This is a genomic window from Mycolicibacterium canariasense (assembly GCF_002101555.1).
In the GTDB taxonomy this organism is placed as follows: domain Bacteria; phylum Actinomycetota; class Actinomycetes; order Mycobacteriales; family Mycobacteriaceae; genus Mycobacterium; species Mycobacterium canariasense.
In genome coordinates this window covers 18,508-43,028 of sequence record NZ_LQOL01000009.1, presented here as the reverse complement: position 1 = coordinate 43,028, position 24,521 = coordinate 18,508, and the positions used below count along the sequence as shown (strand labels likewise).

The 24,521-nt window shown below is 65.2% G+C and carries 29 protein-coding genes and 27 tRNA genes; 48 read left to right on the top strand and 8 right to left on the bottom strand.

The features are described 5' to 3' along the window. A partial coding sequence (locus AWB94_RS35460; RefSeq protein ID WP_207626210.1) for a hypothetical protein occupies nt 1-190 on the top strand: 190 nt, incomplete at its 5' end. A gap of 71 nt (nt 191-261) precedes the next feature. Here the strand turns inward: AWB94_RS35460 and AWB94_RS01435 are convergent. Next, a complete protein-coding gene (locus AWB94_RS01435; RefSeq protein ID WP_036376756.1) occupies nt 262-789 on the bottom strand; it encodes a PIN domain-containing protein in 528 nt (175 codons plus the stop codon). Between the two features lie 20 nt (nt 790-809). Next, the gene (locus AWB94_RS01430) at nt 810-1,898 is read right to left on the bottom strand and encodes a helix-turn-helix domain-containing protein (protein WP_036376753.1); all 1,089 of its coding nucleotides are present in this window, start codon (nt 1,896-1,898) and stop codon (nt 810-812) included. A 133-nt stretch (nt 1,899-2,031) separates the two neighbouring features. On the opposite strand from AWB94_RS01430, the gene AWB94_RS01425 reads away from it, so the two are divergent. Next, nucleotides 2,032-2,496, top strand: coding sequence for a prevent-host-death protein (locus AWB94_RS01425; protein WP_036376751.1), 465 nt, complete (start codon nt 2,032-2,034; stop codon nt 2,494-2,496). A gap of 2 nt (nt 2,497-2,498) precedes the next feature. After that, nucleotides 2,499-2,843 (top strand): hypothetical protein, encoded by a 345-nt coding sequence (locus AWB94_RS01420; protein ID WP_036439618.1) that lies wholly within the window; start codon nt 2,499-2,501, stop codon nt 2,841-2,843. A gap of 163 nt (nt 2,844-3,006) precedes the next feature. Here AWB94_RS01420 and AWB94_RS34905 read toward each other — a convergent pair whose 3' ends face one another. Beyond that, a complete protein-coding gene (locus tag AWB94_RS34905) occupies nt 3,007-3,204 on the bottom strand; it encodes a hypothetical protein (RefSeq protein ID WP_337349805.1) in 198 nt (65 codons plus the stop codon). A 97-nt stretch (nt 3,205-3,301) separates the two neighbouring features. Beyond that, the gene (locus AWB94_RS01415; protein WP_036376747.1) at nt 3,302-3,655 is read right to left on the bottom strand and encodes a hypothetical protein; all 354 of its coding nucleotides are present in this window, start codon (nt 3,653-3,655) and stop codon (nt 3,302-3,304) included. A 1,547-nt stretch (nt 3,656-5,202) separates the two neighbouring features. Here AWB94_RS01415 and AWB94_RS01410 point away from each other — a divergent pair. Next, nucleotides 5,203-6,801 carry an AAA family ATPase gene (locus AWB94_RS01410; RefSeq protein WP_036376726.1) on the top strand — a complete coding sequence of 533 codons (1,599 nt, stop codon included), beginning with the start codon at nt 5,203-5,205 and terminating at the stop codon, nt 6,799-6,801. Between the two features lie 84 nt (nt 6,802-6,885). Here AWB94_RS01410 and AWB94_RS01405 read toward each other — a convergent pair whose 3' ends face one another. After that, complete coding sequence (locus tag AWB94_RS01405) at nt 6,886-7,374, bottom strand: hypothetical protein (RefSeq protein WP_036439615.1); 489 nt, start codon at nt 7,372-7,374, stop codon at nt 6,886-6,888. 874 nt (nt 7,375-8,248) lie between these two features. Here AWB94_RS01405 and AWB94_RS01400 point away from each other — a divergent pair. From AWB94_RS01400 to AWB94_RS01260, 31 genes are all read left to right on the top strand, one after another. Beyond that, nucleotides 8,249-8,321 (top strand) — tRNA-Lys (locus tag AWB94_RS01400). Nucleotides 8,322-8,364: 43 nt separating this feature from the next. Beyond that, nucleotides 8,365-8,790 carry a hypothetical protein gene (locus AWB94_RS01395; RefSeq protein ID WP_036376718.1) on the top strand — a complete coding sequence of 142 codons (426 nt, stop codon included), beginning with the start codon at nt 8,365-8,367 and terminating at the stop codon, nt 8,788-8,790. Between the two features lie 108 nt (nt 8,791-8,898). Next, nucleotides 8,899-8,974 (top strand) — tRNA-Gly (locus AWB94_RS01390). Nucleotides 8,975-9,028: 54 nt separating this feature from the next. Continuing rightward, nucleotides 9,029-9,113: transfer RNA gene (locus tag AWB94_RS01385), tRNA-Leu, on the top strand. A gap of 105 nt (nt 9,114-9,218) precedes the next feature. Beyond that, nucleotides 9,219-9,291: transfer RNA gene (locus tag AWB94_RS01375), tRNA-Gln, on the top strand. A gap of 114 nt (nt 9,292-9,405) precedes the next feature. Further along, nucleotides 9,406-9,720 (top strand): hypothetical protein, encoded by a 315-nt coding sequence (locus AWB94_RS01370; protein ID WP_036439613.1) that lies wholly within the window; start codon nt 9,406-9,408, stop codon nt 9,718-9,720. Nucleotides 9,721-9,730: 10 nt separating this feature from the next. Then, on the top strand, nt 9,731-9,907 hold the full coding sequence (locus AWB94_RS34900) for a hypothetical protein (protein ID WP_163642404.1): 177 nt from the start codon (nt 9,731-9,733) through the stop codon (nt 9,905-9,907). After that, on the top strand, nt 9,900-10,076 hold the full coding sequence (locus tag AWB94_RS35455) for a hypothetical protein (RefSeq protein ID WP_207626209.1): 177 nt from the start codon (nt 9,900-9,902) through the stop codon (nt 10,074-10,076). Before AWB94_RS34900 ends, AWB94_RS35455 begins: the two co-directional genes overlap by 8 nt. 3 nt (nt 10,077-10,079) lie before the next feature. Then, nucleotides 10,080-10,156: transfer RNA gene (locus AWB94_RS01365), tRNA-Thr, on the top strand. 22 nt (nt 10,157-10,178) lie between these two features. Next, a tRNA-Thr gene (locus tag AWB94_RS01360) sits at nt 10,179-10,253 on the top strand. A gap of 144 nt (nt 10,254-10,397) precedes the next feature. Continuing rightward, nucleotides 10,398-10,473, top strand: a tRNA-Gly gene (locus AWB94_RS01355). A gap of 1 nt (nt 10,474) precedes the next feature. Further along, nucleotides 10,475-10,548 (top strand) — tRNA-Leu (locus tag AWB94_RS01350). A gap of 17 nt (nt 10,549-10,565) precedes the next feature. Then, nucleotides 10,566-10,638 (top strand) — tRNA-Asn (locus tag AWB94_RS01345). An 11-nt stretch (nt 10,639-10,649) separates the two neighbouring features. Continuing rightward, a tRNA-Ala gene (locus AWB94_RS01340) sits at nt 10,650-10,722 on the top strand. Between the two features lie 59 nt (nt 10,723-10,781). Then, on the top strand, nt 10,782-11,240 hold the full coding sequence (locus AWB94_RS01335) for an HNH endonuclease (protein ID WP_036376710.1): 459 nt from the start codon (nt 10,782-10,784) through the stop codon (nt 11,238-11,240). A gap of 67 nt (nt 11,241-11,307) precedes the next feature. After that, nucleotides 11,308-11,378, top strand: a tRNA-Glu gene (locus tag AWB94_RS01330). 28 nt (nt 11,379-11,406) lie between these two features. Then, nucleotides 11,407-11,477: transfer RNA gene (locus AWB94_RS34895), tRNA-OTHER, on the top strand. Between the two features lie 64 nt (nt 11,478-11,541). Then, on the top strand, nt 11,542-11,778 hold the full coding sequence (locus AWB94_RS01325) for a hypothetical protein (RefSeq protein WP_131524825.1): 237 nt from the start codon (nt 11,542-11,544) through the stop codon (nt 11,776-11,778). A gap of 11 nt (nt 11,779-11,789) precedes the next feature. Then, the gene (locus AWB94_RS01320; RefSeq protein ID WP_131524822.1) at nt 11,790-12,365 is read left to right on the top strand and encodes a hypothetical protein; all 576 of its coding nucleotides are present in this window, start codon (nt 11,790-11,792) and stop codon (nt 12,363-12,365) included. Nucleotides 12,366-12,396: 31 nt separating this feature from the next. After that, the gene (locus tag AWB94_RS01315; RefSeq protein WP_036439609.1) at nt 12,397-12,885 is read left to right on the top strand and encodes an HAD domain-containing protein; all 489 of its coding nucleotides are present in this window, start codon (nt 12,397-12,399) and stop codon (nt 12,883-12,885) included. 3 nt (nt 12,886-12,888) lie between these two features. After that, nucleotides 12,889-12,961 (top strand) — tRNA-Phe (locus AWB94_RS01310). Between the two features lie 23 nt (nt 12,962-12,984). Then, nucleotides 12,985-13,554 (top strand): ParB N-terminal domain-containing protein, encoded by a 570-nt coding sequence (locus AWB94_RS01305; RefSeq protein ID WP_062654571.1) that lies wholly within the window; start codon nt 12,985-12,987, stop codon nt 13,552-13,554. Between the two features lie 57 nt (nt 13,555-13,611). Continuing rightward, nucleotides 13,612-13,824 (top strand): hypothetical protein, encoded by a 213-nt coding sequence (locus tag AWB94_RS01300; RefSeq protein ID WP_036376698.1) that lies wholly within the window; start codon nt 13,612-13,614, stop codon nt 13,822-13,824. Between the two features lie 31 nt (nt 13,825-13,855). Further along, a tRNA-Arg gene (locus tag AWB94_RS01295) sits at nt 13,856-13,928 on the top strand. A gap of 32 nt (nt 13,929-13,960) precedes the next feature. Beyond that, nucleotides 13,961-14,034, top strand: a tRNA-Ile gene (locus AWB94_RS01290). A gap of 106 nt (nt 14,035-14,140) precedes the next feature. After that, nucleotides 14,141-14,214 (top strand) — tRNA-Asp (locus AWB94_RS01285). Nucleotides 14,215-14,273: 59 nt separating this feature from the next. Then, a tRNA-Val gene (locus AWB94_RS01280) sits at nt 14,274-14,345 on the top strand. A 4-nt stretch (nt 14,346-14,349) separates the two neighbouring features. After that, a tRNA-Tyr gene (locus AWB94_RS01275) sits at nt 14,350-14,433 on the top strand. Nucleotides 14,434-14,461: 28 nt separating this feature from the next. Next, nucleotides 14,462-14,537: transfer RNA gene (locus AWB94_RS01270), tRNA-Pro, on the top strand. A 10-nt stretch (nt 14,538-14,547) separates the two neighbouring features. Then, nucleotides 14,548-14,620 (top strand) — tRNA-Arg (locus AWB94_RS01265). A gap of 4 nt (nt 14,621-14,624) precedes the next feature. Next, a tRNA-Lys gene (locus AWB94_RS01260) sits at nt 14,625-14,697 on the top strand. Nucleotides 14,698-14,713: 16 nt separating this feature from the next. Here the strand turns inward: AWB94_RS01260 and AWB94_RS01255 are convergent. Further along, a complete protein-coding gene (locus AWB94_RS01255) occupies nt 14,714-15,307 on the bottom strand; it encodes a GIY-YIG nuclease family protein (RefSeq protein WP_036439605.1) in 594 nt (197 codons plus the stop codon). A gap of 85 nt (nt 15,308-15,392) precedes the next feature. On the opposite strand from AWB94_RS01255, the gene AWB94_RS01250 reads away from it, so the two are divergent. The 13 genes from AWB94_RS01250 to AWB94_RS35450 all read left to right on the top strand — a co-directional run bounded on the left by AWB94_RS01250 (nt 15,393) and on the right by AWB94_RS35450 (nt 21,327). Beyond that, nucleotides 15,393-15,464: transfer RNA gene (locus AWB94_RS01250), tRNA-Trp, on the top strand. 61 nt (nt 15,465-15,525) lie between these two features. Then, a tRNA-Glu gene (locus tag AWB94_RS01245) sits at nt 15,526-15,598 on the top strand. 61 nt (nt 15,599-15,659) lie between these two features. Beyond that, the gene (locus tag AWB94_RS01240; protein ID WP_036439603.1) at nt 15,660-15,857 is read left to right on the top strand and encodes a hypothetical protein; all 198 of its coding nucleotides are present in this window, start codon (nt 15,660-15,662) and stop codon (nt 15,855-15,857) included. A 397-nt stretch (nt 15,858-16,254) separates the two neighbouring features. Further along, nucleotides 16,255-16,755 (top strand): Rv2253/PknI dimerization domain-containing protein, encoded by a 501-nt coding sequence (locus AWB94_RS01235; RefSeq protein ID WP_036376689.1) that lies wholly within the window; start codon nt 16,255-16,257, stop codon nt 16,753-16,755. A 563-nt stretch (nt 16,756-17,318) separates the two neighbouring features. Beyond that, nucleotides 17,319-19,331 (top strand): hypothetical protein, encoded by a 2,013-nt coding sequence (locus AWB94_RS01230; RefSeq protein WP_062654572.1) that lies wholly within the window; start codon nt 17,319-17,321, stop codon nt 19,329-19,331. A gap of 36 nt (nt 19,332-19,367) precedes the next feature. Beyond that, nucleotides 19,368-19,444 (top strand) — tRNA-Met (locus tag AWB94_RS01225). Nucleotides 19,445-19,475: 31 nt separating this feature from the next. After that, nucleotides 19,476-19,548 (top strand) — tRNA-Ile (locus tag AWB94_RS01220). 31 nt (nt 19,549-19,579) lie between these two features. Next, nucleotides 19,580-19,667, top strand: a tRNA-Ser gene (locus AWB94_RS34890). Between the two features lie 134 nt (nt 19,668-19,801). Continuing rightward, a tRNA-His gene (locus tag AWB94_RS01215) sits at nt 19,802-19,878 on the top strand. Nucleotides 19,879-19,935: 57 nt separating this feature from the next. Next, nucleotides 19,936-20,226, top strand: a complete 291-nt coding sequence (locus tag AWB94_RS01210) for a hypothetical protein (protein ID WP_062654573.1) — start codon at nt 19,936-19,938, stop codon at nt 20,224-20,226. Next, the gene (locus AWB94_RS01205) at nt 20,223-20,480 is read left to right on the top strand and encodes a hypothetical protein (RefSeq protein ID WP_036376680.1); all 258 of its coding nucleotides are present in this window, start codon (nt 20,223-20,225) and stop codon (nt 20,478-20,480) included. Before AWB94_RS01210 ends, AWB94_RS01205 begins: the two co-directional genes overlap by 4 nt. 6 nt (nt 20,481-20,486) lie before the next feature. Next, nucleotides 20,487-20,786: a hypothetical protein gene (locus AWB94_RS01200; RefSeq protein WP_036439597.1), complete on the top strand. Its 300-nt coding sequence runs from the start codon at nt 20,487-20,489 to the stop codon at nt 20,784-20,786. Between the two features lie 157 nt (nt 20,787-20,943). Further along, entirely contained in the window at nt 20,944-21,327 is a 384-nt protein-coding gene (locus AWB94_RS35450; RefSeq protein WP_036439595.1) for a hypothetical protein, read from the top strand. Between the two features lie 201 nt (nt 21,328-21,528). Here AWB94_RS35450 and AWB94_RS01190 read toward each other — a convergent pair whose 3' ends face one another. After that, a complete protein-coding gene (locus AWB94_RS01190; protein ID WP_165766681.1) occupies nt 21,529-23,250 on the bottom strand; it encodes an FtsK/SpoIIIE domain-containing protein in 1,722 nt (573 codons plus the stop codon). A 992-nt stretch (nt 23,251-24,242) separates the two neighbouring features. Next, nucleotides 24,243-24,476, bottom strand: coding sequence for a hypothetical protein (locus AWB94_RS34450; protein WP_051579166.1), 234 nt, complete (start codon nt 24,474-24,476; stop codon nt 24,243-24,245). Nucleotides 24,477-24,521: the final 45 nt, after the last annotated feature.

Below are 24,521 nucleotides of genomic sequence, written 5' to 3'. Positions count from 1 at the left end.
GAGTTCGCTCTACAGTGGACCACGACCCACCAACCCCAAGTCGCATAGCGACTGGACCACCAAACGGGTCCCCCTCATGGTCTTCAACTGCCGGTTCACTCCCCTGCCGCTGAAACAGCCCCTGGCCGATGACCAGGACGCGTGGCTCGGCCTGATCGACCCGGGATTCACAACGCTCGCCCGTCGTTGACTCAACGCCCCTCGATGAGGCCGATAACCGGACAGTTCCACCGATTCGCCCGCATCGACGTAGCCGATCACCTACGGCAGCAGACCAACTCCATATGCCCAGCGGATAAAGCTATCAACCTGCGGCAACCGCATCCCGGTGGCAACGAGGTCAGCGTAGATCTGTTCCGCCGCCTCGGAGTCGACATCATCGAGTCGCTTACGCGCCTGCGCAATGATCCACATCGAGTTCACGTGCCGCACACCGCGACTGACAGCCTGGCCGCGGCCGCCACCGTCATCGATCACCGCGACCATCTGTCGATGAATCGCGCAGGCCAGCACAGCGCACTCGCCAAGGTGTTTGCGCGCAGACTCGCCCACCTGCGACGGCATGTACACCTTGATGTCGAGCTGAGTGTCCTGCTCCTGCTCGGTCAACACACCGACCTCTACCCATTCGAGGTCACCAACAGCTGGGATGTCGTAATCGCGATCCCGACCGTCCAAGACCTCCGAGTACACCGTGTCCGGGATCAGGATCAGTCCTTGCGGGGCGAGCCTGCGCAAGATGTCCTGATGCCCGGCGCGACAGAAGTGAGTGAAGGTCGACGTGTCCATCACCCACCGCGGCGGGGCGCTCAACCCATTCGGGCGTAGTCGGCGGCAATCTCAGCGCGAGGCTGCGGCAAATCAGCGATGTCCAACTGGCCGCGCAACAACTCCACCGCCCGTGGCGCCGAGATCCGCAGATCGACGTACGCGTCGAGCACGGCAGCGGCCAGCCCCGGAGACACCGACGGCGGTCGAAGCTCGTCTGTATCCAGAATGATCTGCAGCTTCGTGAACTCACCGATCGCGGGTCGTGTCGGCTCCAACACTCGCCGCTGCTCGTCCGTGATCAGATGGAGCGTGTGCAGGTGCAGCACCGCCGCCGACCACGACAAACGATAGATGCCCGCCACGCGAACCACCGTGTCACGCAGCCGCTCGGAGCGGTACTGGTTCCACAACGCGGTCACGCCAGCGCGCGGCGCCAGGAAGAATGCGGCAAACGAGGTGATCAGCTGCTCGGTATCGGTCCCGGTATTGGAATCAAAAGCATCGCCGAACAGCCAATGACCGAGTTCATGGGCCAACGACATGCGTCTCCGGCCGACCCGGGCATCCCCGTCGATGACCGCCACTGCCGCACCGTCTGCCACCGCGACCAGCGCGCCGTCGGCACCCTGCTCGCCGAACCTGAGCGCGCAGGAATACAGGCCGAACCGTTCCGCGACGGCCGCGACATCGCCAAGCGGCTCATGGCCCAATCCGAGGTGTTCTCGCACCTGGCGCGCAACCATCTCTGCCGACGCGACTGACTGAGGAGTCCGCCAGGCCGGCCGGTCGGGCAAGGGCCGGATCACTCCGTCGGCCAGCAATTCGGCCACGTCGCCGGCGAACAGTTCCAGCGCCTGATCGAGCCTGGCGGTCACCTCGTGACTTGGACCCGCCTCGGCGCGGCGACTGATCACCGCGGCCAGGGGGTCGCGCACGAACCATGCCAGCGGGGTCGACAGGGCAGCTGCCAGGTCGACCAGTTCGATGGCCGACACTTTGCGCTTACCCTTCTCGATCAGGCCGAGCGCGCTGCGGTCGATTCCAATGGTGGCAGCAAGATGTTCCTGCGTCAGATCGCGGGCCTTTCTGGCCTCGACAATCCGCTCACCAAGGATCTTGCCGTCCATATGCGCGATTTTCACACATTCCGGCTTCTGGTGTCGACTAACAATTGCGCGACCAGATACGGGACGAGCCTCCGCGCCGCTGAGCGACGGAACTCACTTGGACTTCCGAACACGTTCCGAATAGCATGGCGGCATGGCCACAACCGCGCTCCGCACCACCACGCGCCGCTCCTCGGACCTGAGCAAGCGCTCAGCCGAGGTGTTCGCCGAGGCTGAGGATCACCCGGTGACGGTGACCCGCCGTGACGGCGAAGATCTTGTGCTCATGTCGCAGCGTGAGGCCGACAGCCGCAACCGTATGCTGCAGTTCGCCGCGCAGCTCATCGGCGCCGCGGTGAGTGACGACGGCCCTCTCGCCGACCGCATGTCCCGGGCTTTCCCGTGGATGCTCGCCTTGTCGCCGCAGGACCGTGCTACCTGCGCCCAGGATCTCGTCGACGCCGCGCGGGCCTCTTTCTCCACCGACCAGCCGCACCGGGTGCTCTCGGAGCTGACCTCGTGGCGGGAGACGGCGACCGCGATCGCCGCCGGACTCGGCCAGGCCGATCTCGAGTGGTTGGACGACGGCGATGACGACACCGTTGTGGAGCGTCCGTAGCGGTGGCAGGCAAGGGGGAGCTTGTCCCGCGGCCGCCGAAGAAGATCGAGTACGAGATCCGCTTTGCCACGACCAACGCCAAGAGGGGGTGGCAGGATCTCGCCGCGACGATCCGCAACCCTCTCGCCGACGCGTGGGACTTCCTGACGCGGACCCCGCTGGCGAACCTGCCGACGAACTACCCGCTGAAGGGCGAGTACGGGACGATCGACCGCGACGGCAAGGCGCACACGCGCTGGCAGCACAAGCCGACGCTCAAAGGCACCGCCCGCATCTGGTTCTACGTTGAGGGGCGGACGGTCTACTTGGAGCAGGTGCACACCAGTCACCCGAACGAGACGAAGTAGGCCACGCAAGATGCGCGACGTGTGCAACAACGTCCGCAACTTGCGGAAGAAGGTCTCCCCGGCTGCACCTGGCGCTTCTTACCCGAAGTTACCGGTCACGATGTGTCCCGGCTGCACCCACGGTCGCGTGGGCGGACCGCGGCACCCGCGCTTTCGATAACTGCTAATCGACCCCGCTGAGGTCTTCGGCGCTCCAGCGCACGGCGGTCACCGGTGCGGCGGTAATCACGGCGGCCAGTGCCGATTCCACCGCGCGGTCATTGCGCTCGGCTGCGACGACCATGGCCACGATCCTCACCTCGTTGTCGGCCACCAGGTCTTCGGCGGCTACGGAACGAATGGTGAAGTCGGGGCGGGCGATTGCGTCTGTCCGTTCTCGTTGAACTTGGCGGTTATCGCAATCGAGTTGGCGGTTGACGAATTGCGGCCGGCGTCCCGATTAAGCTCTGCGGCGCTGCCTACTTATTGCGGGTCAGCCCATCACGCTCATGCGAGCAGAACACACACGGCTGGCCGTCTTCACTGCCGTACTCGACGAACCTGGCCACCTCACCGACGAGCGCACGCGCCGTCTCCGTGTCCAATTCCGCTCCCTGCGAGCTCACCGGACTCAACGACCCGATACTCGCAATAAGCGGCACAACAGATTTCGGATCACCGGTCACATCAGCTGCGGCCCGATTGCCGACGAACACCGTGAACAGATCGTGCTCCGGGAAACCGACGTTGAACCTCAACACCCACCACACATCACCGACCTCGGCGGCGAACGGAAAGAAGCGATACCCCGTTCGCACCCACAGTGGGGCCATAGTCCAATCAATACCGACACCGCCACCTCTCATACCGTGAACCCTAGAACAGCACCTCTTCCTGCGACGCGGCGTGCTGGGCATGGCGATGCTCTGACAGCTCCCCTGACCAGCCACCACGGAATCGGTATGCGGAATTCCCGGGCGGTGTGCTGCCACGATCTGGATGAGTCAGCATTGCATTCCGGCCCTTCTGGGGTCGGACTACTCTTTCCACCGCAGTCGAGTGAAGCCGCCCTCGTCACCGAACCGCCAGATCTACTGAACGGCGGTATAGGCGAAGCGTCTCCGTCGAACTGGCGAACGCCAGGTATTCGCCGTCAGTTCGACTGAGACCGCACAGCGTCCATCACCAACGCGCGCACCTCGCTTTCGGCCTCTGCCCGGCAACGCACCTCGAAGCGATACTCCGTCTCGCCTGACTCGGTACCCAGCGGCACGGTTGCGGTCCAGGGCGCGGCTGAGCGGACGCAGCTGGGACATCGGCTGCGATCATCGCGAGCGTGCCGGCCAGCCGCGACCTTGTGGGCATCGGCGGCAGGTCTGGTCACTGGAAAACGCAGGAGCGCGTCTCATACCGCGGGGCACCAGTTAACAGATTCGGCCCCACCCGCACACGCTCCCCGGTTTGCGCTGCGCTGCCCGGCCATCACGTGCCGTGACACGGCTCACAGGATTTCGTAGACAGTTGTCGGACGCCAAACCGATGGCGCAGAACGCACGAATATTTTCGGTTGACGCACTTTTGACCAGCGGAAACTGTCAGCACGGCGTGCAATCACGGCGCTACCTGCAGTGCAGCATCCATGTCGCCAGAAGGGGGAGGGGGTCGTCAATCATGAAGAAATTCACTGAAACACTTTTCGCTACAAAAACGGTCTTATTGTCGGATGCGTAAAAGTAGAATTGCCTGATAGATACATATAACTAGATACACTAACTAAAAACATGAACGAGTAAAAGAAACTGTCACCATTCATCGCCCCGATAAACCGCTGTGAGCCACGTCACATGCGACCGTGTAAAGACGGTTACCGTCAGACCCCCTCCCCCCTCTGGCGACATCAATGCAACTGTCCAGCTCACGGCGAGATCACCGAAAACTCTGACACTTTCCGCAGGTCAACGGTGCGCCAACGGGAAAAGTTAGTGCGATCTACACCAGCGGAATGCGCAGGGGCACGAGACTGCGGAGCGCAGAGACGGCGAACGGACTCGGGTATGCACCGTTGGGCGCTAAGAGGCTGGTCAGACGTTATTTTCACAGGAACCACCGGCGCCCTAACCGCAGTTCACGGTGAACTCGCCGCCGATCGCGCCGCCACCGCGGCTAGCAAACTCACGCCGTGGCACCACTCGAATCCCGCCACAGACGGTGCGCATCGCGAATGTGGGTGCCGCGGTAGGCCCCGCGTGTCGGGCGCCTGCCTGTTGTCTCCTCATCGCACACGCCGAAGGCGGTCTCTCCGCGTGATCTTCGAATGCGTCGGAGACTGCCGCTAGTCTCCGTTTTAGAGATCTGTCGCCTCGAAGAGAAGAGAGCCCGCGTGAGCGTCACCATGTCGCCGTCGACCGAACAGCAGGCGATCATCGCCGCGTTCCTGGCCGGCGCCGACCTGGCTGTGCAGGCTGGCGCCGGTACCGGCAAGAGCACGACTCTGGCGTTCATCGCCGCGGCTGCGCAGATGTACCGGCCCACAACCACCGCCTGGTACATCACGTTCAACAAGCGCAACGCCGAAGAAGTCGGTGCCACCTTCGCCGATTTCGGCTTGACCAACGCGCGAGCCTCAACCGCACATGCACTGGCGTATCGCGGATGTCGGACGAATCCGGCGCTGACGCACATGGTCGATCACCTCAACCGTGACAGCATGCCGATCCGCGCCGAGATGAAGCACCTCGGTATCGCGAAAGCGTCACGATGTCTGCGGGCGACCGTGGAGTTCAACCCGAACACCAACGCCTACACCCGCATCGAGATCCCCAACTACAGCCTGCCGTTCGGGGCCCAGCGACGGTTCCTGACCCTTACCCGCGACACGGTAAAGCTGTTCTGCCAGTCCGCCTCCCCCACTATGACCGAGGATCATGTGCCTTATCTGGGTGAGCTGGAGCCGGCGCTACGACCACTGGTGCGCGCGGCCCTGCTGGAGAGTGCGCAGGCGTTGTGGGCGGAGCTGACCAGTCCGCACGGGCAGTTGAAGACGAGCCACGACCACTACCTCAAAGCTTGGGCACTCACGTCGCCACAGATTGGCTCCGACGGCGATGTAGTTCTCTACGACGAGGCGCAGGACGCAAACGGGGTCATGGCCGGTCTGGTGCTGGCCCAGCGCGGTCGTGTGCAGCTGGTCCTGTGCGGCGACCCGTTCCAGGAGCTGTACTCGTTCACCGGCAGCATCGATGCCATGCAGGGCTTCTCAGCACAGCAGGGTGTGGTCACACTTCCACTGCGCGAGTCGCGCCGGTTCGGCCCCGAGATCGCCGCACACGCCAACGGGATCCTCGAGCTGCTCGACCCGGGTCACGAAGTGCCGATGCGCCTGCTCGGGGTCGGCCCGGCAGACGGCCATCTGCGCGACGTGTTCGACGAGCACGAAGCGTTCGGTTGCGACGCGGTGGTGTGTGCCACCAACCGCCAGGTGGTCGATGCGATCGTGAGCCACACCCGTGCCGGCCGCCGCGTCTACTCGACGCTGGATCTGCAAGACCTGGTTTCGCTGGCACGTGACGTGGCGCTGGTCGAAAGCGGTAGGGCCGACGAGTGTGCCGAGCCGGTGCTGCGCCGGTTCACCGATCTGGTGAGCTGGCGTGAATGGCTGCGCTCGGTTCCGGGCGTCGAGGAGGAGTCACTGCACGCCACCGTGACGTTGGTGCGCACGCATGGCGCCGAGGCGCTGGAGCAGTTGGCGCGCACCGTGGTTGCGTCTCGGGATATGGCCGACGTGACCGTCTCGACGATCCACAAGGCCAAAGGGGGTACGTGGGAGCGCGTGCACGTGCTGATGGGCGAGGTCGACATCGAGGACACCGCCAAGTTGCGGATGCTCTACGTGGCGATGACCCGTGCAAGGACGCTGGTGCTGCGCGAGGTCAGCTTCGTGTCTTCTGAGGACGCCGGCCAGACAAAACCCGCGGCATAGGCCTGCGAACCTCGACGGCCATTGCGCCGTGGGCGTTGTCCTGACGCACAGTGGTGAGCGGGTGCGCGGCGGTGTCACGTCCACTCACCACAGTGTCGGCTGGTTTCCGAGTAGCGCGGCTTCCACCGCGCAGGCGTCCCACCCGCAGCGCACCGCTTCACGCAGCGCCACCGAGCGTTGCCGGCGCAGATCACGAAGAGCGCCGCGGATGACGCGACCGCTGCCGCCTCGGCGCATCGCCACCATGCGCGCCATGTTGTGGCGTTGATCGCCGCCGACGATGTGATGCGGGCCGACGCGGGTGCAGATCGGGTTGTCGCACTCATGCAGTGCAAGTATTCGGGGAGCCACGGCTCCCCCGCCGAACAGTGCCAGGGCATAGCGATTGGGGCGCACACAGAAACGGGCTCCACCGCGGTTGATGTGGAACCGTCCGTATCCGTCCGCACCGATGCCGCCGATCCAGATGTCGCAGTCGTGGTCCGCGGGTCCTTCTACGATGTAGCCCGTGAACCGGGCGATCTCCTCGGCGTGTACTCGTGGGTCGACCACCAGGCCAGCAGCGGTCCTCATGGCGCGACCTTATTGCGAAGGTCCGACGAATTCAGGCTGCTCGCGCCGCATGTGGTGCAGTTCCCGATGCCGATGCACCGTTGCGCTCGCACACGAAACGATTCACATATCGCGCACTCGCGGTGTGTCGCAGTAAAGCGCTAGGCACTGTCGGTCGCCGGTGTTAGCGTGCGGGGATGTCCACGTTGGCTCGCGACTATCGCATGACAGTCGGGATGCGCACTGCGTCCCCGGCTGCGTTGTCGTGCGTGGAAACGGTCGAGACCAATGTCATCGGAGCCTGGGCGCTCGCTGAGTCGCGCGACTTCGGTCAGCCCAGTTGCTTCCGGCTATTCCGTAGCCCTTCCACCCCGTTCGCGGGTGTGTGCCCCAGCCGGAAGCAAGGGCCAGAAGACAAATCTCATAAATCCCTCACCTTTTCGGTTGCCGCTGGCAGAAACGTCGCCTGACGTTTCTGCGTTTTGCCGCATCTAAAACGATTGCACAGCAACACTTTTCGAGAACAAACACGCTGGACACGGCGCCGCTTTCGGTGCACCATTCTCCTCGTCGGATACGAACCCGCTCAGCGGTTACGGCTCCGGCTCGCGGACTCGGTGACACCGGGCCCCCGCCCAGGAACTTGAGAACTCCATAGTGTGTGATGCGCTGTCCCTCACCGGGACAGGTGTATTCGCCGCCTCGGCGACCGCCGCTCCCCCGGGAGCCACTGCGCGGTCAGCCAGACGTGTGGGTGCACCCCGGACCGGTGATCGGGACAGCGGCTGGGCGCCGCCATGCGCCCAGCACCCCGCACAGGCGTGCCAGCTGGTGCGCTTGTGCGGGTTCGAGCAGGGCAGGCCGGACACAAACATGCCGGTCTGTCCTGCCGTTTGCGCCGCTAGCTCAGTCGGTAGAGCAGCTGACTCTTAATCAGCGGGCCGGGGGTTCGATCCCCTCGCGGCGCACCCCGTTTTGACACCCAGCCGACCAAGCCGGCTTGTTCCGGGTATGAGCGAATATGCACTGCCCTGCTTCGTCTGCGCCACATCTCTGCACAACGCCTTCGCCGATGTCGACAACCAGCCGTACGGCGGCACCGAGTTCCGCACCAGCGGGCACTACGGGTCGACGTTCTGGGACAGTTTCGACGGTGAGGAGTTGGTGCTCAACATCTGCGACGACTGCCTTCAGGCCGCAACGTCGAGACTTGGCCAGCACAAGCGGTTCCTGCCGGTCATCGCGGCGGGCGTGGGCACGGTTGGATCAGTGCCTGTGGATCGCCCGCTGGTCGGCTTCACCGGGCATCTCGATGACACCGCCGTGCGCGTCGAGCTTGGTGAGATCGGATCTGCTCTGCCGGGCGTGATCTGGTTTCAGAATGCCGATGAACTGCGGCGGCATGCGCTGCGCATACAGGACGCGTCGCCACACTGACACGGCTTTCTCGACTACGCCGATCGCGGGGCGCCCGCACGGCGGTAGCGCCCTAATGCCGTGCCACATCACACCGAGTGGCCCCGTCGGACACGGATCCGGGGCTTTGCGGATGTAGCTCAGCTGGTAGAGCGCGACCCTTCCAAGGTCGATGTCGCGGGTTCGATGCCCGTCATCCGCTCCACTGCGCGCGGCGCGCACTGCAGATCGTTTCCGTCGATCGCGCTCGACGAACAACGGCCCTCTGGCGTAACTGGCAGCCGCGCCGCGCTCAAACCGCGGTTCTCACACCGAGAGTGCGGGTTCGATTCCCGCGGGGGCCACGCATTGCCTCGTGGTGTAACTGGCAGCACCGGCGGTTTTGGTTCGCCCGGTTCAGGTTCGAACCCTGGCGAGGCAGCAAGTCCGCGGACTGTACACGCGCCCATTGCCCGGTGGTCTAACTGGCAGGACACCTGATTCTGGATCAGGCCGGTAGAGGTTCGAATCCTCTCTGGGCAGCCCGTTCACCGGACCCCGTCCGGCGTGTCGAACCTGCTCGGACTACTTGTCGGCAACGGCGTCTATTCTCTGTTTTAGGGAATTGATCGCCTCCAGGGAGTAAGGACACTCACCATGTCGATGAACTTGAAGCTGTGCGTCACGTTGCGCTACGGCACCTACCGCGGCGCAGACAGCCGCCCGACAGCCGAAGATCGCTCCCACCTCGAGTCCCTGTGCCGCGAGGTGGCCGCCGATATGGGTGATGACGTGCTGTTCGCGCGCACCGAGCCCACCGAGACGGTGTCCTGGCCGTCGAAGACGCTGGTCCTGTCGTACTCGCTGTTCCACCCTGAATCAGCGGCGCTCAGTTCACTGGCTCAGGTGTGGAAGTCCAAGCTGGAGACGGCCTATGACTGCACCGTCCACGTCAGCGCCAGTACCGATTAAGCTGCTGGCGATGGCGCGTGAAAAGTGGGTCTACCAGGGAGCCCGTATCGCCCTTGGGTATGGGGCTCAGATGGAAGGCCAGCGCCGTTACTGGTTCCGGCGCGAGGACATCGGCGCCGGCGGCACGACGTTGATCATCCCCGTCGACAAGTTCTGGCCGGCCGGCCAGCGGGTCGCACATGCCTGATGCCGCACCCACGACGGCACCGCCGCCGCCGAACGGCTGCCGTTGGTGCGGCCGCGAACAGCGCACCCATGCCCTCGAATGGGACGACTCAGCGGGGTACCACGGCTGGGTAGCGCCCACCGACGATCAGCGCGTCGAACGTATCCGCACCCGCCGCGAGGCGGGATAGCACGCCCCGGTAGCTCAGCCCGGCCAGAGCGGCCGCCTTGTAAGCGGTGTCCGCCGCCGGTTCGAATCCGGCTCGGGGCTCCCCCGCACCCATCGGTGCGTCGCCGCCGTAGCTCAGTGGCAGAGCGCCGCCTTGGTAAGGCGGAGGCCTCGGGTTCAACCCCCGACGGTGGCTCCACGGTTGTCGGTGACCATCCGCTGCGCGAGCGGGGCGTGGAACCGTCAGACCCGGCGTCGCCCTGCCCGCGCGGGGACCGTTGGCGGATGAGTGAATCTGTGCCGGGCAAGTCAGACTGCAGCTGGCCGAAAGTCGCGGGTCTACGTGGATGTGGCGCAGCCGGTAGCGCGTCTCGTTGCCAACGCGAAGGCCGCGGGCTCGATCCCCGCCGTCCGCACCATGCCCCTCTGGCCCAACTGGTAGAGGCGTCGGGTTTAGGTTCCGAAGGTTCCCGGTTCGAATCCGGGGAGGGGTACGCAGATCAAAACACATTGGCCCGTAGCTTAATTGGCAGAGCACGCGACTGTTAATCGCGCCGTTGAAGGTTCGAGTCCTTCCGGGCCAGCGCACCATCTCGGGGGCTTAGCTCAGTCGGTAGAGCGCCTGCTTTGCAAGCAGGATGTCGGGAGTTCGAATCTCCCAGTCTCCACTTCCGGCGCACCCGCGCCACCTTGGCCCGACCACGACACCGAAAGGAGGTGCGGCGCCATGACCACATTGCTGCCCGCACCTGCCGTGCAGGTGTTCAACGCCGACTACTCCGATCACGGCACCATCTCCTGGCAGGACGCCGTGAGCATGATCCTGCGTGAGGCGGCGTTCGTGCTGGAGACCCACGTTCCGCCGCGGCTGGTGCGGTCCCCCTCGGTCGCGATCGAGGTTCCGCGGTCGCTGATGCTGGCGCGATACGTGCACGTGCCGTACCGGCGCGACACCGAGCACGCCGCTCGCGCTGACATCCTGGCCCGCGACAAGCACACCTGCGCCTACTGCGGCAGTCGGGCTGACACCTACGATCACGTGCTGCCACGTTCCCGCGGTGGTGGTGACACCTGGTTCAACCTGGTGGCCGCCTGCGGGCCATGCAACTGGAGCAAGGCCGACCGGACGCCGGAGGAGGCGGGGATGCGGCTGCTTTGGCAGCCGTACCGACCCAAGGGTGTGTGACCTGGGGTTTGAGTGTTACCCGCAGTGGAGACTTGGCCCGCTGCGGGTCACACTCAAACCCCATCTTGGTCCGTTCGGTTAGTGGCAGGCCGCGGGTTTCTCAGACCCGTTGCGCGGGTTCGATTCCCGCACGGACTACGTTGAAGCCCGCCGAGGCGACAGCACTGAGAGGGTTGGCATAGACGGTCTGCCGGCTGGGACGCCAGCTGCACGCGGGTTCAACTCCCGCCCCTTTCACTCGACACCGCCCTGCTATTCTCTACTTTAGAGATTCGCACATGTGCTGCTTGAGGGAGGTTCGGTGGGACGGTGGAAAGTAGGCGCGCGAGTCACGATCGCCGACGCCGCCCACGTACCTGTCTCGCTGCGGCGGTACTTCGTCCCCGGCGAGACGGCCGGCACGGTGTCGCATCAGGTGCGCCACAACGGGATCAGCGGCTATGGATATTCCTGCGATGTGCGTTGGGACATCGCAGGACGGTGGGGCGACACAATCTCGAAGCGGCACGCTGAATCGGAACTCACCGCACTGGAATAGGGGCTGACACCGTGACAACGCCGATGTGGTTGCTCGACTTCGACGGCGTGATCAACGCGCTGTCCAAGCGCGGCGGGCGAAGCTTCTGGCCGGACTGGCGATCCGCGACCATCGACCACCCCGAAGGGGACCGTGACCGTCACGGCAAGCCGGTGAAGCTCCCACTGCTGTGGTCGGCGACGGTCGTCGAGACCGTTGCCGCGGCTGTCGACGCCGGTGTGGCGGTGCAGTGGTTATCGACGTGGCGTGAACACACCCGGCAGCTGCCGCCGATCCTGGACGGGCTGCCGGAGATCCCGTGGTTCGACGAGAACGTCCTCGCCGCCGATGCTGCAGACGGGCTGGATGCGCGTGAGCGGATGGTATCGGGCCCCTGGAAGGTTGCCGTCGCCAAGGCGGCGGTCCCCGGCGATGCAGCACTTCTGTGGACCGAGGACGCGCTGTCAGTCGACATGCTCTCGGAGAGCTGGCGCAAGTCGCGTACCGCGCCCACTACGTTCGTGCGTCCGCACCCGGCACAGGGGCTGATTCCCCGCGATGTGCGCGTGATCCGCGAATGGATCGCCCAGTACGCGCCACATCCGTAGCATCGATCCGACCCAGTTACAGTCCCACGGCATGGACGCCGTGTTTCTCGACATCGACGGCACGCTGAATGTCACCGACTCCGCACCGGGTTGGACACTGAGCACCCGCACAGTCGGGTATCCGATCCACGCGGTGACCGAGGTCGTCGACTGGCTGTGCACGCTGCATGATCGCGGCGTCGCGCTGGTGTGGAACACCACCTGGAACGACCAGGCCGACGACTACGCCGAGTGGTTCGGCCTCCCGCACGGGCTGCCATGGGTTCGCCACGACGAGAACCGGGTCAGCTTCGGGCACAGCCTGAAAGTGCGCGGCGCGCTGCGCTACCTGCAGGCGCATCCTCGGATCAAACGTGCCGTGGTACTCGACGATGTGGTCGGCGAGCATGACGCGTGCCTGCCAGCAGTTACGTCCGGCCGGGTACTGGTACCGGAACTGCACGAGCGCCACGGCGTGACCCGTGAGGTGATGGTCGCTGTCGATGCTCACCTGCGCCTGCACCCGCGTGTAAGGGTGTGAGATGGTCCCGAAGCTGACATGGTTCAAGCGCCCGGTTGAAGCCCAGGAGAAGTCGGTTCGATTCCGGCCGGGACCACACAACAGGGAGGTGAGGAGGTGATGCGGCGCCACAGCACCCGCGCGGTTGATGCGGAGTGGTTCCGCGCCCACGTCCGTCCTGCTCACGAGGAACGGTGGTCTGACACCGAGGCGATTCTGCTGGCGGACCCGCATGAGCGTCGCCGCATCGCCGAGCTGGCATCCGAGCTGGTTGATGGCTTCGAGCGCCCGATCATCGTCCGCCGCGATCGCTGGTGGAGCCGACGGCTGCGAGTCGCAGACGGAGTGCACCGCTCGATTGCCGCGATGCGTCACGGGATTCCGCTGCTCATCCGCAACGGGTACCCGCCCGAGAGCGATGACAGCGGCGGCGACATCTACACCGCGACTGTCAGTGGGTCTGATCCTGCGGAATTCCTTGATGCAGCGCTGAGTCTGTCGTCGTTCCGGTGCTCAGCTGGGCCATGGGTGCAGTGTGATGTCGCATCCGGTGCTCCGGACGGTGTTGTGCGGCTGCATCTGTCACGCCACGACGACCTGCAGGAGCTGATCTCCGCGGAGCTGCAGGAGCGGCTGCGCGAGTCCGGATGGTGGGCGCAGGTGAAGTTCATCGGCCCCGCCGAGGACTGAGTATCCGTACGCGCCGCGTGCCGACCGGGGACCGTTGCCCGCGCAGGGTGGCCGGCTATGAGCGGATCCGACTACAAGAAACGGCTCAAGGCGCTGATCTCGACAGCCGAGGAGCAACAATGGGACGTCTGTAAGACCAGCGGCGGGCATTGGCGGTTCGTTCCGCCGGACAAACAGCAGAACATCGTGATCGCGCCGGCCACTACTCGCGATCACCGTGCCGTGGCCAACTTGGAAGCCGACCTGCGCCGTTCCGGGTTGTCTGCGTGAAGTGCGTCGGTCCCGTTGCGGGGATCGTCACGCCGCGGTAGCTCAGTGGAGAGAGCGCCTGATTACGGATCAGGGGGTCGGGGGTTCGAATCCCTCTCGCGGTACGTCATCACGCGAATCGCTCAGCGGTGCGCGCGGATTCCTAGCTCAGTTGGTTAGAGCACCGTCCTGATAAGACGGAGGTGCCGGGTTCGATTCCCGGGGGATCCACAACGGTGGTGTGTCCAGGCGGGCACGCGGTTCGAGTCCGCAGCGTGTCGAATCGGGCGCGTCATGGGCCGTGTGTGGGTTTCGAGTCCCGCGCACACCACCTCATGGCTGTGTGGAGGAGCTGGAGTCCTCGCCGCCCTGTCACGGCGGAGATCGCGGGTTCAAGTCCCGTCACGGTCGCAACTCGCTGGCATCGCCGCTTTCCCTGTGCACGGGGGCCGGCGGTGTCCGGCGGCAACGGTCCTCTAGCTCAGCGGGAGAGCGCCGCGCCTACAACGCGGATGTCGGGGGTTCGAATCCCTCGGGGACTACAAGCGCGGTGTTGAGCAGGTGGTGGGCTCAGCGGCCTGTAAAGCCGTCTCTTCGGACGTGTCGGTTCAATTCCGGCCACCGCGACCAGGACCGCGCCGGCCTCAACGGCGCACACCGGGGTGTAGCTCAGCTTGGTTTAGAGCACCCGCTTTGGGAGCGGGAAGTCGCACGTTCGAATCGTGTCACCCCGACCGATCGCATGCCCGCGTAGCTCAGCGGATAGAGCACCTGCCTCCGGCGCAGGTTGTCCCGAGTTCGATTCTCGGCGTGGGCTCTTGGCCTCCATAGCTCAGTTGGCAGAGCTTCCGACTTTTAATCGGAATGTCGCAGGTTCGATCCCTGCTGGGGGCACGCACAGCGGAGGAAGTCAGGTCTGTCGGCAGTCGGCCGCCATCACCGCCCTGGCAGCCCGGATCGATTTTCCCCAGCGGTGGGTGACTTTGTCGAGATTCAGCGGTGGCTTCAGCACTGTGAGTACCGCGGTTTCGACCGCGTCGAGCGGCACCTCAGTTGCGGGGTGGACCCAATACGTTGCGCGCAGGTTGGCGCGCATCCACGTGCTGAGAAGTTCGTCGTGCTCGGCGGATAACCCGTAATTCGACGCATATTTCGGAATCGACGGATTACGGTAGCGGCCTCGCAAACCCAGCGTCGACCGCAGTTGTGCCGCCAAAGATCGGCGCAGTGTCGAGCTGCCGGTGATGCTGGTTGACCCGCCGGCGAAACCGAAGTGGGTGCCGACATCTCGGCTGGACAACGATCGCTCGGCTTTCCCGGCGTAGAGCGGACGCGCGTCTGGAGCTTCGCCGAGTCCCAGCGTGTGCCAGACGGTATCCGCACCGAACACCGCATACAGACCGGGACTTGCCGGCCACGAAAGCAGCGACGCCTCTGTGATGGCCTCCGGTGGGGCGTACAGCGCTGCCATGGCGGCACAAGACAGCTCGTCGACAGTGACCATGCGGCCCCACGTTAGCGGGCTACCGACGGTCCCCGGCGCACAGTCGTCCCTCACCTTTCCGACACCCACCCCGCTCGCGGGGCAAGCGTCCGTAGCTCAGCGGCAGAGCAACCGTCTCCAAAGCGGTTACGCGCAGGTTCGAGTCCTGCCGGGCGCGCAACACCTCGCTGGGTTGGCGGGGTTCCAGAGGTCGCGGCGACGGTCGTGGTCTCGTCCATGGCGCCGTGCTGTGATGGCTAGGCACCCGAGTTTTCACCTCGGGAGGCGCGGGTTCGATTCCCGTCGGCGCTACAAATTTCGATACCGCGCCGCGCACGGCTGAGGTGCCGACCACCGGCCTACGGTCACCGACATGTCCAGCGCCGTCGTCACTGCCACTCACCCGACGCACTGGGAGGTCACCTCGCACAGTGTGGCCGTCACGGTGCGCGATGTCCGCAAGATCGAATCGACCTACGACTGGCTGGTTTTCAACAGCCACGGCCAGTCTCTGCTGACCAGCAACCCGGTCGCTGCAGCCGCGATCGAGGCCGTGAAAGCCACCCCATAGCGGCGCATCCTCCGCGTGTCGCGCGCCGTCGGCGGGATCTTCGGTTCCATCGGTGAAGCTGTGCGCAGCGAGACCTCGTGTCAACACCGGCTTCGATGACCTTCACCGGTGAAGGCGTCTCCATGACGCTGGCCCCAGACGAGAGGCGACCTGCACGGGGTTTCGCTACTGCCCCTGCAGCTCAGCGGATCAGAGCACCGGGCGATCCGTTCGGGGCCAGCGGGTGTGGCCCCAACTGAAACGAGTGGCAACCGCACCAACCGTGTCGAGCAACGCGTCAGCCGCGAGGTGGCTACTCCATGCATGGTGGGTACTCGGCCGAAACGCCCAGCCGGATCGCCCGCCAGTGATATTCTCCGAAAGCGAGAATGCCACTATCAGTAATGGGAGCGGAGCAATGTCATCCGGTAGGGTGTTGGCGGTGGTCGCGTCCGCGATGCTCGTTGTGCTCGGCGGTGCCCCGCCCGCGCGCGCCGAACAGCTGTGGGGGATCAACGGAACGTTCCTCACATCGTCAAACGGTGACTGGGCCAAGATCAACCAGCGCTACGAGGATCAGCCACCCACCCGCAGCACCTGGACCATCTCAACGCAATGCGTCTCCCCGTCAGACTGCACCGGCACAGTGAACAGCGACGCCGGCTGGAGTGCGCCGATCTACACGACCAACGGTCTCTGGTACGTCAAACGCAAGGTGCCCAACTGGCGATACTGTGCCGACGGCGTCCCGGTCGAGGGCCTGCAGACCTACATGATCTACCCGGTCGGCGCTAACGGGCACTACGACGCGGATGCCCGGGAGTACACCGGGTTCGACAAGACGATCGGACCGAGCGGATCCTGCGGGCGCAACCAGTGGCCTGTCATCGAGATGCCGTTCTACATGAAGGTGGCATAGCGCGCCCACTTCGGCGCCCGCAGCGTCGCGTTTTGGAGAAGAAAACCACCCTAGTCGTCAGGGCCACCGACACGGTCAAGAGCCAGTAAGCCGCCGGGGATCAGAATGAGCAAATCGCCTGCACAACGTGTTCGGCGAACTATGCGTGCATCGCGACGGTAACTGCCCCACGCGGATCGATGAGTAGAAAAGCCGCGGATAAGGTCGAGCGCCTGGTCCCCGGCGCGTGTACGTCGCTTCCTCCGATCACCGCCGGTGCCGACACACACGATGTACGGCGGTTCCAGCAGCGCCATATTCTGCTCGCGCAGATTGTCGAAGTGCGGGTATGGCGGGCAGCGACCGTCCGGTGGGGGACGTGCAAGCGTAGACAAACCGCCGTGAAAATGCGGTGCACACCCGTCACCCGACCGGCGACGTTCGCAGCGCTACAACTGTTCTCACGTTCAATAGATCGCCCACTGGCACTGGCGACCGCGCGTGACGGAGGTCGCGCCGCACACATCGATGTTCTTTCACTGCGTGGTACAGACTGCCCACCCGCCCAGGCAAGGAAGTCACCCATGCAACGTTCGATCGGTTCGTACCTGCCCGCTGCGACTGCACTCACGGCAGCCGCGATCACCGCTGCTCCGCTGTTGGTCAGCCCAGCCGTGCTGCACTCGACCGCCGCCCCGACGTTGCCGTCGTTGTCGGCACCACGGATTCAGCTCGCGGCGCTGGTCAGCCCCCGAGACATTGATGACCTTGTCGAGCGGTTGAATTCGGCACTCGCGTCCGTGTCCTCTACGGTCACCTCCGTTGTCGCGATGCCGGGGAACAGCCTCAGCTCCGTGCTCGACTCCGCCGTGGCGGTGAACAACGACCTGTGGAACAACATGATCAGGTCCACCGATAACCGCGCGCTCGTCGATCTTCTGCGCGCACTGCGCGCGACCTCCTCGGGTGGCCTGACGCGCCTATCGGACACGGTGGCTGATGTCAGCGGCACCATCGTGCTCACCACCGGTGAGGTCACCACCCTCTTGGCATCGACATTGACAGGATCTTTGAGCACGGCGTTGCATGCCGTCGCGAGCATCATCAACAACCCGCTCTCGTTGTCCAGCTACACAGGTCTTCTCAACGTTCCGCTCGATGTCGCCGGCCTGGTCCTTCACGATGGGGCGGGTCTGGTCAACAGCGTCGGCCGCGGTGCACTTTCCACGGTGGGGACACTCGCCACGGGAGTCACCTCCCAGATCGACAACCTGCTGCGGGGCGTCAACGAGGCGCTCAGCGCCGCGAAGGGCCTCGTGCCGGGTGTGGCGCTGCTTGATGGTGTCCTGACAGCGATACAGGGAATCGTGACGGCCCCGGTCAGCGCTGCGCTCGCCGGCGTCAACGGGTTGACCGGAACGCTGGTCGACGCCGCGGGGCGGACGCTGGGCAACATCACCCATGGTGTGGGTGAGATCGCAGACGCGTGGCTCGGAGACGGTACCGGCGATGGCGCGTTGCAGCGCAGCATTCGCGCCATCGGCTCCGAACCGCTCAGCGTTGCGAGCTACACCCAGGCACTGGGAGCTGTTGTGGCCGCCGGCGTGCGCACCGTGGGGGCCATCACCGACATCGGTACCGGGCTCCTGTCGGTTCCGTTCACCGCTGGTGCCGACCTGTCTGTGACCGCCGCGGAGATGGTCGCGAAATTCAACGGTGGCGCGGCAACGTTGGCTTCTGGGCTGATGCGCGCCGCAGGGTTGCCGTCGCTGGTGGCGAACCTGCCGCACACGGTGGCCGGGGCAGTCAATATGGCGGTCCGCGCCGTGGGCGCAGCCGTTGCCGCCGGCTTCAATACGGTTGCCGCCGTGCTGGACCCGGGCTCGTTGACGCACCGATCGGCCGTCTCCGCTGCCGCACCGCAGCTGCGCCAGGCAGCTGCGTCCACGTTCGTCACCGCCGACGTTCAGCTGTCAGCTCCCATGTCTGTTAACCAGGCACGGGACGGTGTCGATGTGGCCGATGCGGGACCGCTCACTGCCAGCAATTCAGCCGCGTCCGCTGTCTCCGCACCGGCGGTGGTCGGATCCGCGGGCGACGTAACCGAAGCCGATCCGGTCGAGGACACCGCGGTTGTCGCGGAACCCCACGAAGACGACGTGCCAGTCACAGATGATGAAACCGGCGACGACGTGACCAAAGCTGAGCCCGAATCCGCGAACAGCACCGCAGCAGATCCCGAGACTTCGACCGGCGGCCTTGAGTCAACCGACGAAGCCGCCGATCCCGGTGACGAATCCACCGTCGCCGTCCCCGGACGCAAACGCTCGGCCACTGAATCTTCGCGCAGCAACGACACCCGGACGAGGCTCGACGTCACTGATTCCACCTCGTCCTCGACCGATACCGGCGAGGACGAATCTCGGCCGAAACCGCAGGGCCGGCACGCGTCCGGAAAGACCGCTGCGGATTCACCGGCAGTTGCGGGTGGGCGCCATCGCGGTGACTCTGCTGGTGCGAAAGGCACCGCCGGGTCGCCGGCCGGAGGTGGCGGAAGCGAATCACCGCGTGCCGGTGGATCAACTGGATCGGAGTAGCCACCGAGCGCGTACAACGCGCGCAAGCAACAGCTTCGCGGAGTAGAGCAGTTTGGTAGCTCGCTGGGCCCATAACCCAGAGGTCGCAGGTTCGAATCCTGTCTCCGCAACCACTTTCGGCCACTCTGCAGAGGGTGTCCGCAACGCTCCGTAGCTCAGTTGGCAGAGCCCCGCGCTCATAACGCGGAAGTCGCGGGTTCGAGTCCCGCCGGAGCAACGAGGATCGGTCCGCGGGGGCCGGTCACATTGGAGGGCCCACCCGACGGCTGGCGACGGGCGCTGTCTTGAAAACAGTTGGTGCATAGACATGTAGGGGTTCGATCCCCCTGCCCTCCGCGCATATCGCCACGGCTCACGGCCGCTGGCGGAACTGCTCAGCTGAGATGCTGGGTGCGGGTGGCTCCGCTCGCGCAGTCGCGGACAGGCGGCGCGCGTTCAGCGGACGGTCCCCCTGTTCGGGGACCGTCATGGCGGCGATAGCTCAGACGGCAGAGCACCCGGTTGTGGTCCGGGAGGTCGGTGGGTTCGATTCCCCCTCGTCGCCCCAACCCAGCTGCCGCGCCGCGCAACGGAAATCGGACCGGTCGTGGCCACTATCGGTGCCATGCCGACAACCGTCATTTCGCTCAACGCGCTGCGCGACCACCAAGCGATCGAGCAGATCATCACGACTCTGGACCCGCGTTCCCCGCTGTGCGGGCAGCTCGAGACGATGGTGTCTAGGGGACGTGACCCCCTGCGGGAGGCACAGTTGGTAGGCGTCGCCGAAGCCTGGGTGCTGCGTGTTCAGCCTGTGGGCGGGCATCCGGTGTATCACCGGTTCGACACCACCGGCAATGCGCACCGGATCATCGCCGAGAATGCCGCTTCCACTTTGGCCGGCGGTGCCCTGTGAACGAGTGGAAGCTGCAGCACACATCGGGCACTCAGACCACCTATGCCCGTGAGTTGTCCGGTCTCGACCGCATCTACGCCTACGTCGACTACGACCAGTGGGACGACGAGGAGCAGCCGACGCACTACCGCTGGTCGGTGCAGGACGGCTCGTGCGGCAAGGTGCTCGACAGCGGTTTCACCGATGAGGGTGGATTGACCGCTGCGCAGGCCGATGCCGATGCCGCCGCCGCGAAACTGTTCCCGGGACGCTGAGGCACGATGCACCAGAACTACCAAGCCCTATTCGCGGAGGCGGGAGCCGAGGTATTGCTCGGTGGGGTCGACGGGCTGCGGTCCGAGCTTGCGACCGCCTCTCGTCTCGGCGGAGAAGCCCGGGCTCGCGGGGCCAAAGTCGATCTCGACGAGGGCCAACCGTTCGACATCTACACCCTGTACGTGCAGGTAACCAACCGGGCATACGACCGCGCCAGGCATCTCGATGAGCTGTACATCCTGTTGCTCGCCCACGCCTACGAATTCGGCGCGGGAGTTCGCGAGGACCCCCTTCCGGATCTCTAGCACCGCGGGTTACGCTGTCCGGCTCGCCACCGCCGCCGCGCGGCTTCGCGCACACGCATGGAAGGACACGGTCATGGGTCTCCCGTTGTAGGTGCGGCTGCCTCCCCTGCGGCCGGACGGAGGTCGCCGGTAGCCCGCCGAAAGGCGGACAGATCCGTTGTCCAAGACCGACAAGACCCGTCCCTGGCGGGTCCAGATCAACGATGCCCCGGGCATGCGAGCGGCGCACATGTGTACCGGCATCCGGCGGCTGCACGTCACCGCTGCGTGTGACCTTCCTACTGACCCGTGGACATACGCGGACACCGTGTGCCGCTGGGAACCTGCGCGTGAGCCTGTTCCGCACTGGAAAATGTTCTCTGACACCGGCTATCGGCAGACTGCTCGCCGCGCCTGGTTCTCTGCCGAGCGGGCGGCGCAGCGGACCATCCTGCGCGACCTCACGCGCCAGGCCAACAGCCGCGGCGAGATCAACGAGGACCGCGTCGACAACCGCCAGACCCACCGCTACTGCGAGTACACCGGCGGGTGGTGGGACTGATGGCGCGCACCGACAAGACGCCCAGCGGGGGCCTCAAAACGGTCGCTCCCGAGCACCGTGCAGGGCCCGCTGGCGGACCGTCGGCGACCCCGGGGAACCCCCGACCTGCGTGCTCGACGCGATGTCGACTGGTGGTGGACGTGAGGCCGCTGCGGGTCGGCGCCGGCTTTCGTTCCGGGCACCGACCCACCGCGGGCGGTGTCACTCGACGGCCACTCCTGCCGATCCCACGATGCGTTCAGCCGCGCACACAATGTCGTCGCGTGTGAGTGTGAACAGTTCGCTGTCGGTCAGCTCAGACAGATCCGCTACTTGTCCGAACCGCTGTGCCGCGATTCCGGCGGCCGCATCGACCACACCGCGAGCGAAACGGATATTGCCGAGCCGGTCGATGTGGCGCACGCCGTAACCGTTGTCCTTGCCCAGCTCCTCGACAATGTGCTGGAACGCACCCTCGGTGGAGTTACTGAGAACGTGGCCGCCATCCTCGGCGAACTTCACCAGGTGCTTCCACAGCTCAGCCGGCGAAGGCGAGGTGAACGTGACATGGCGGCTGAACAGGCCGGCCAGGCTCTGTTCGCGTGCCAGGAAACGCCGCATCTCCTCGGGGTATCCGCACAGGACCACCACCGGGTCGTTCCCGCCGTCTCGCATCCGCTGACTGAGCGTGTCCACCGCCTCGCGCCCGAACGGGTCGCCGCTGCCGCCGCGGTCCTGGACCAGTTCGTAAGCGCTGTCGACGAAGAGAACACCCCCGCGCGCACTGTCGAACACCGCGGATGTTCTCGACGAAGTCTCACCCTCGAATCTGCCAACGAGCGTGTTGCGGTACGCGAACACCACCTTCGAGGTTTCTGTGACCCCGGCGGCGTGCAAGGTGTCTGCCAGGATTTCGGCAGCATGGGTCTTCCCCGTGCCGGGAGCGCCAGTGAAGACGAAGTTGGGGCGCACCGGTGAGACACGCAACCCGCGGCGGACGCGTTCCGCGGTTGCCGACGCATCGGTCAGGATGCCGTGCAGCTGCTCTTTGACCTCGTCCTGGCCGATCAGGGAGTCAATCTCGGCGCGGACGAAACCGATGCGTCCGCGTTGCGCGGCCTCGTCAGACAACGGGTACTGGTCCATCGCGCGGAAGTCACTGAGCGCGGACAGCCGTGAGGAAATCTGCGTGAGCATGCTGTTCGGCTGTCCGGTCCCGCCGGTCTCTGCATGTATGCGGTGTAGTGGTTCATCAAGCGGCAGCGTGATCCGAGTGCGCAGCTGTTCGGACAGTTCATCGCCCAGCCTCCTGTCAGACGGCTGGTCGCCGACCACCAGGTGCATCCCCAACGCCCGCCCGGTGCGCGCCAGGTGGCCAAGTGCTGACACCAAGCGCGGGTGGCTGCGCGCAGCTGCGTGCAACTCGTCGACCACGATGAACAAGTGCGGCAACCGCGGATACTCCGACCCCGCGCGCTGCATGGACCGTTCGGTGTAGCTGACAAAGTCCTCGCATTTTGAATGCGTGTAGATCAGCTGCGCCCGCCGATCCATCTCGCTCGCGATAAAGTCGATGAGGCGCTGGACACGCGGCGGGAAGTGCTCCAGGTGAGAAACCGCCGCAACCACGTGTGGCAGCTTGTCGAGCCCCTCGAATGTGCTGCCGCCCTTACCGTCGGCCAGGACGAAGCTCACGGTGTCGGGCGCATAGGTGGCGGCAAGGCCCAAAACGAGAGAGCTCAGAAAATGTGACTTCCCGCTTCCGGTGCGCCCCTCAATCGCGACGTGCGGACCGTTTCCGCCCAGACTCTCGTCGGTGAGATCGAGGTATTCCAGCTCGGCGTGCGTTGCGCCACTCTCGATGCGTCCTTGGAGCACGGGGTGCGGACCACTTCCGCCCAGACTCTCGTCGGTGAGATCGAGGTGTTCCAGCGCGGCGTTCATTGCGCCGCTTTCGAGCCGATAGCAGTAGGGCACCCGCAGCGAAGCGGTTGCCGTGTTGCGTGCCCACACCTCGGTGAAATCGTGGGTGGCGATGTCTTCGATGCCCAGAGCTTCGAAGAGGTCTACTGCGCACACGCCGACGAGGGACGGTTCCTGTGCTGGCCTGCCGCCGGAACCGTCCCCCGTCGGCGTGTGTGCAGTGACAGCACGCAACGCTGCCTGGTAGCTGACCCCGGGGTGCTGTTCCATGTACGCGCGAGCGTCGGCCTTGAGTCGGTGAGAAACCATGGTTGAAGAAACCTCTCCTGTGCAGTCCGCGGAGTGGATCCGGCGCCGCGACCACCAGCCACACCGCGGTGAACAGGGCGGGTTCGCCATGTGCCCCTGCGGGGGCTGACCTCCACGTTGCGGTGCGGGGTCGCGGCCCGTCTCGCTTCGAGGATCCCGCCCCACGGCCGGGGCGATTGCCGGGAAAGCTACACGGAACTCGGCACCGTGCAATGCGCGACACGAACGCACGGCATCGGGGTGTGCATCACTGGTCAGCGCACTGTCCGGCCTGGCGGCACATTCCGACCGCCTGATCCAGATACACACTCGCTGTGCGCCTCTGGTCAACATCAGCGTCCGCCGACAGTGTCACGTCCGCAGCGAGAGTTGCGGCATGGTGTGCGTGCTGGCGGCGGTAGTGGCGATCATCGGCGGCGGCTACTGCGGTGTGTAGCGAAGACCGTGCCTCGGCCAGTTTCTCGGTGGTGCTCTGCATCTTCGGTGTGACTCCTGCGCTGGGACCGGCCACCTGTTCGACCGCTGGTTACGCGCAGTGTGCAAGTTTCCGGCGCGTCACCAGCCCTACGACACGGGAACCCGAATCCGGCCCTTCCGCGTGTTGCGTGTCCGGCACGGTGAATTCAGGTCATGGGACGCATGCTCACCGATGCATGGACGACTGAGCGCGGTTGTCCCCGGCCAGAGCGGAGCTTTCCCCAGTGTCAGCAGAGAGCATCACCATCAGCCGCGGCGGCCAAACCGAAGATCTGCACGAGTCGTGTGGATCGCCGCGGTGCAGCGTAGCCATTCTGGAAGCCCTCGGCGTCAATGTCTCTGGCCGGCGTCCGGCTGACATTGACAGTGAGGATGTCGGTGGCGCTACGCGGATCTCGGTACTGCCGGCCGGTGAGACCGACTACGACGTGTGGTGTGCCGCCTGCGGTGAATTCCTGCATCACGGGCTGTCTTGCGACTGCTCCAGCTCCGCGGACCGCGCGCCG

Excerpts from the sequence above, each read along its gene's own strand:
- AWB94_RS01300 (WP_036376698.1), top strand. The coding sequence starts at position 13,612 with ATGAGCGGATCCGACTACAAGAAACGGCTCAAGGCGCTGATCTCGACA.
- AWB94_RS01435 (WP_036376756.1), bottom strand. The coding sequence starts at position 789 with ATGGACACGTCGACCTTCACTCACTTCTGTCGCGCCGGGCATCAGGAC.
- AWB94_RS01405 (WP_036439615.1), bottom strand. The coding sequence starts at position 7,374 with ATGAGGACCGCTGCTGGCCTGGTGGTCGACCCACGAGTACACGCCGAG.
- AWB94_RS01430 (WP_036376753.1), bottom strand. The coding sequence starts at position 1,898 with ATGGACGGCAAGATCCTTGGTGAGCGGATTGTCGAGGCCAGAAAGGCC.
- AWB94_RS34900 (WP_163642404.1), top strand. The coding sequence starts at position 9,731 with ATGGCGCGTGAAAAGTGGGTCTACCAGGGAGCCCGTATCGCCCTTGGG.
- AWB94_RS01240 (WP_036439603.1), top strand. The coding sequence starts at position 15,660 with ATGTCCAGCGCCGTCGTCACTGCCACTCACCCGACGCACTGGGAGGTC.
- AWB94_RS01230 (WP_062654572.1), top strand. The coding sequence starts at position 17,319 with ATGCAACGTTCGATCGGTTCGTACCTGCCCGCTGCGACTGCACTCACG.
- AWB94_RS01425 (WP_036376751.1), top strand. The coding sequence starts at position 2,032 with ATGGCCACAACCGCGCTCCGCACCACCACGCGCCGCTCCTCGGACCTG.
- AWB94_RS01395 (WP_036376718.1), top strand. The coding sequence starts at position 8,365 with ATGAGCGAATATGCACTGCCCTGCTTCGTCTGCGCCACATCTCTGCAC.
- AWB94_RS01315 (WP_036439609.1), top strand. The coding sequence starts at position 12,397 with ATGGACGCCGTGTTTCTCGACATCGACGGCACGCTGAATGTCACCGAC.
- AWB94_RS01370 (WP_036439613.1), top strand. The coding sequence starts at position 9,406 with ATGTCGATGAACTTGAAGCTGTGCGTCACGTTGCGCTACGGCACCTAC.
- AWB94_RS01190 (WP_165766681.1), bottom strand. The coding sequence starts at position 23,250 with ATGAACGCCGCGCTGGAACACCTCGATCTCACCGACGAGAGTCTGGGC.
- AWB94_RS01210 (WP_062654573.1), top strand. The coding sequence starts at position 19,936 with ATGCCGACAACCGTCATTTCGCTCAACGCGCTGCGCGACCACCAAGCG.
- AWB94_RS01200 (WP_036439597.1), top strand. The coding sequence starts at position 20,487 with ATGCACCAGAACTACCAAGCCCTATTCGCGGAGGCGGGAGCCGAGGTA.
- AWB94_RS01255 (WP_036439605.1), bottom strand. The coding sequence starts at position 15,307 with ATGGTCACTGTCGACGAGCTGTCTTGTGCCGCCATGGCAGCGCTGTAC.
- AWB94_RS35455 (WP_207626209.1), top strand. The coding sequence starts at position 9,900 with ATGCCTGATGCCGCACCCACGACGGCACCGCCGCCGCCGAACGGCTGC.
- AWB94_RS01235 (WP_036376689.1), top strand. The coding sequence starts at position 16,255 with ATGTCATCCGGTAGGGTGTTGGCGGTGGTCGCGTCCGCGATGCTCGTT.
- AWB94_RS01335 (WP_036376710.1), top strand. The coding sequence starts at position 10,782 with ATGACCACATTGCTGCCCGCACCTGCCGTGCAGGTGTTCAACGCCGAC.
- AWB94_RS01305 (WP_062654571.1), top strand. The coding sequence starts at position 12,985 with ATGCGGCGCCACAGCACCCGCGCGGTTGATGCGGAGTGGTTCCGCGCC.
- AWB94_RS34450 (WP_051579166.1), bottom strand. The coding sequence starts at position 24,476 with ATGCAGGAATTCACCGCAGGCGGCACACCACACGTCGTAGTCGGTCTC.
- AWB94_RS01415 (WP_036376747.1), bottom strand. The coding sequence starts at position 3,655 with ATGGCCCCACTGTGGGTGCGAACGGGGTATCGCTTCTTTCCGTTCGCC.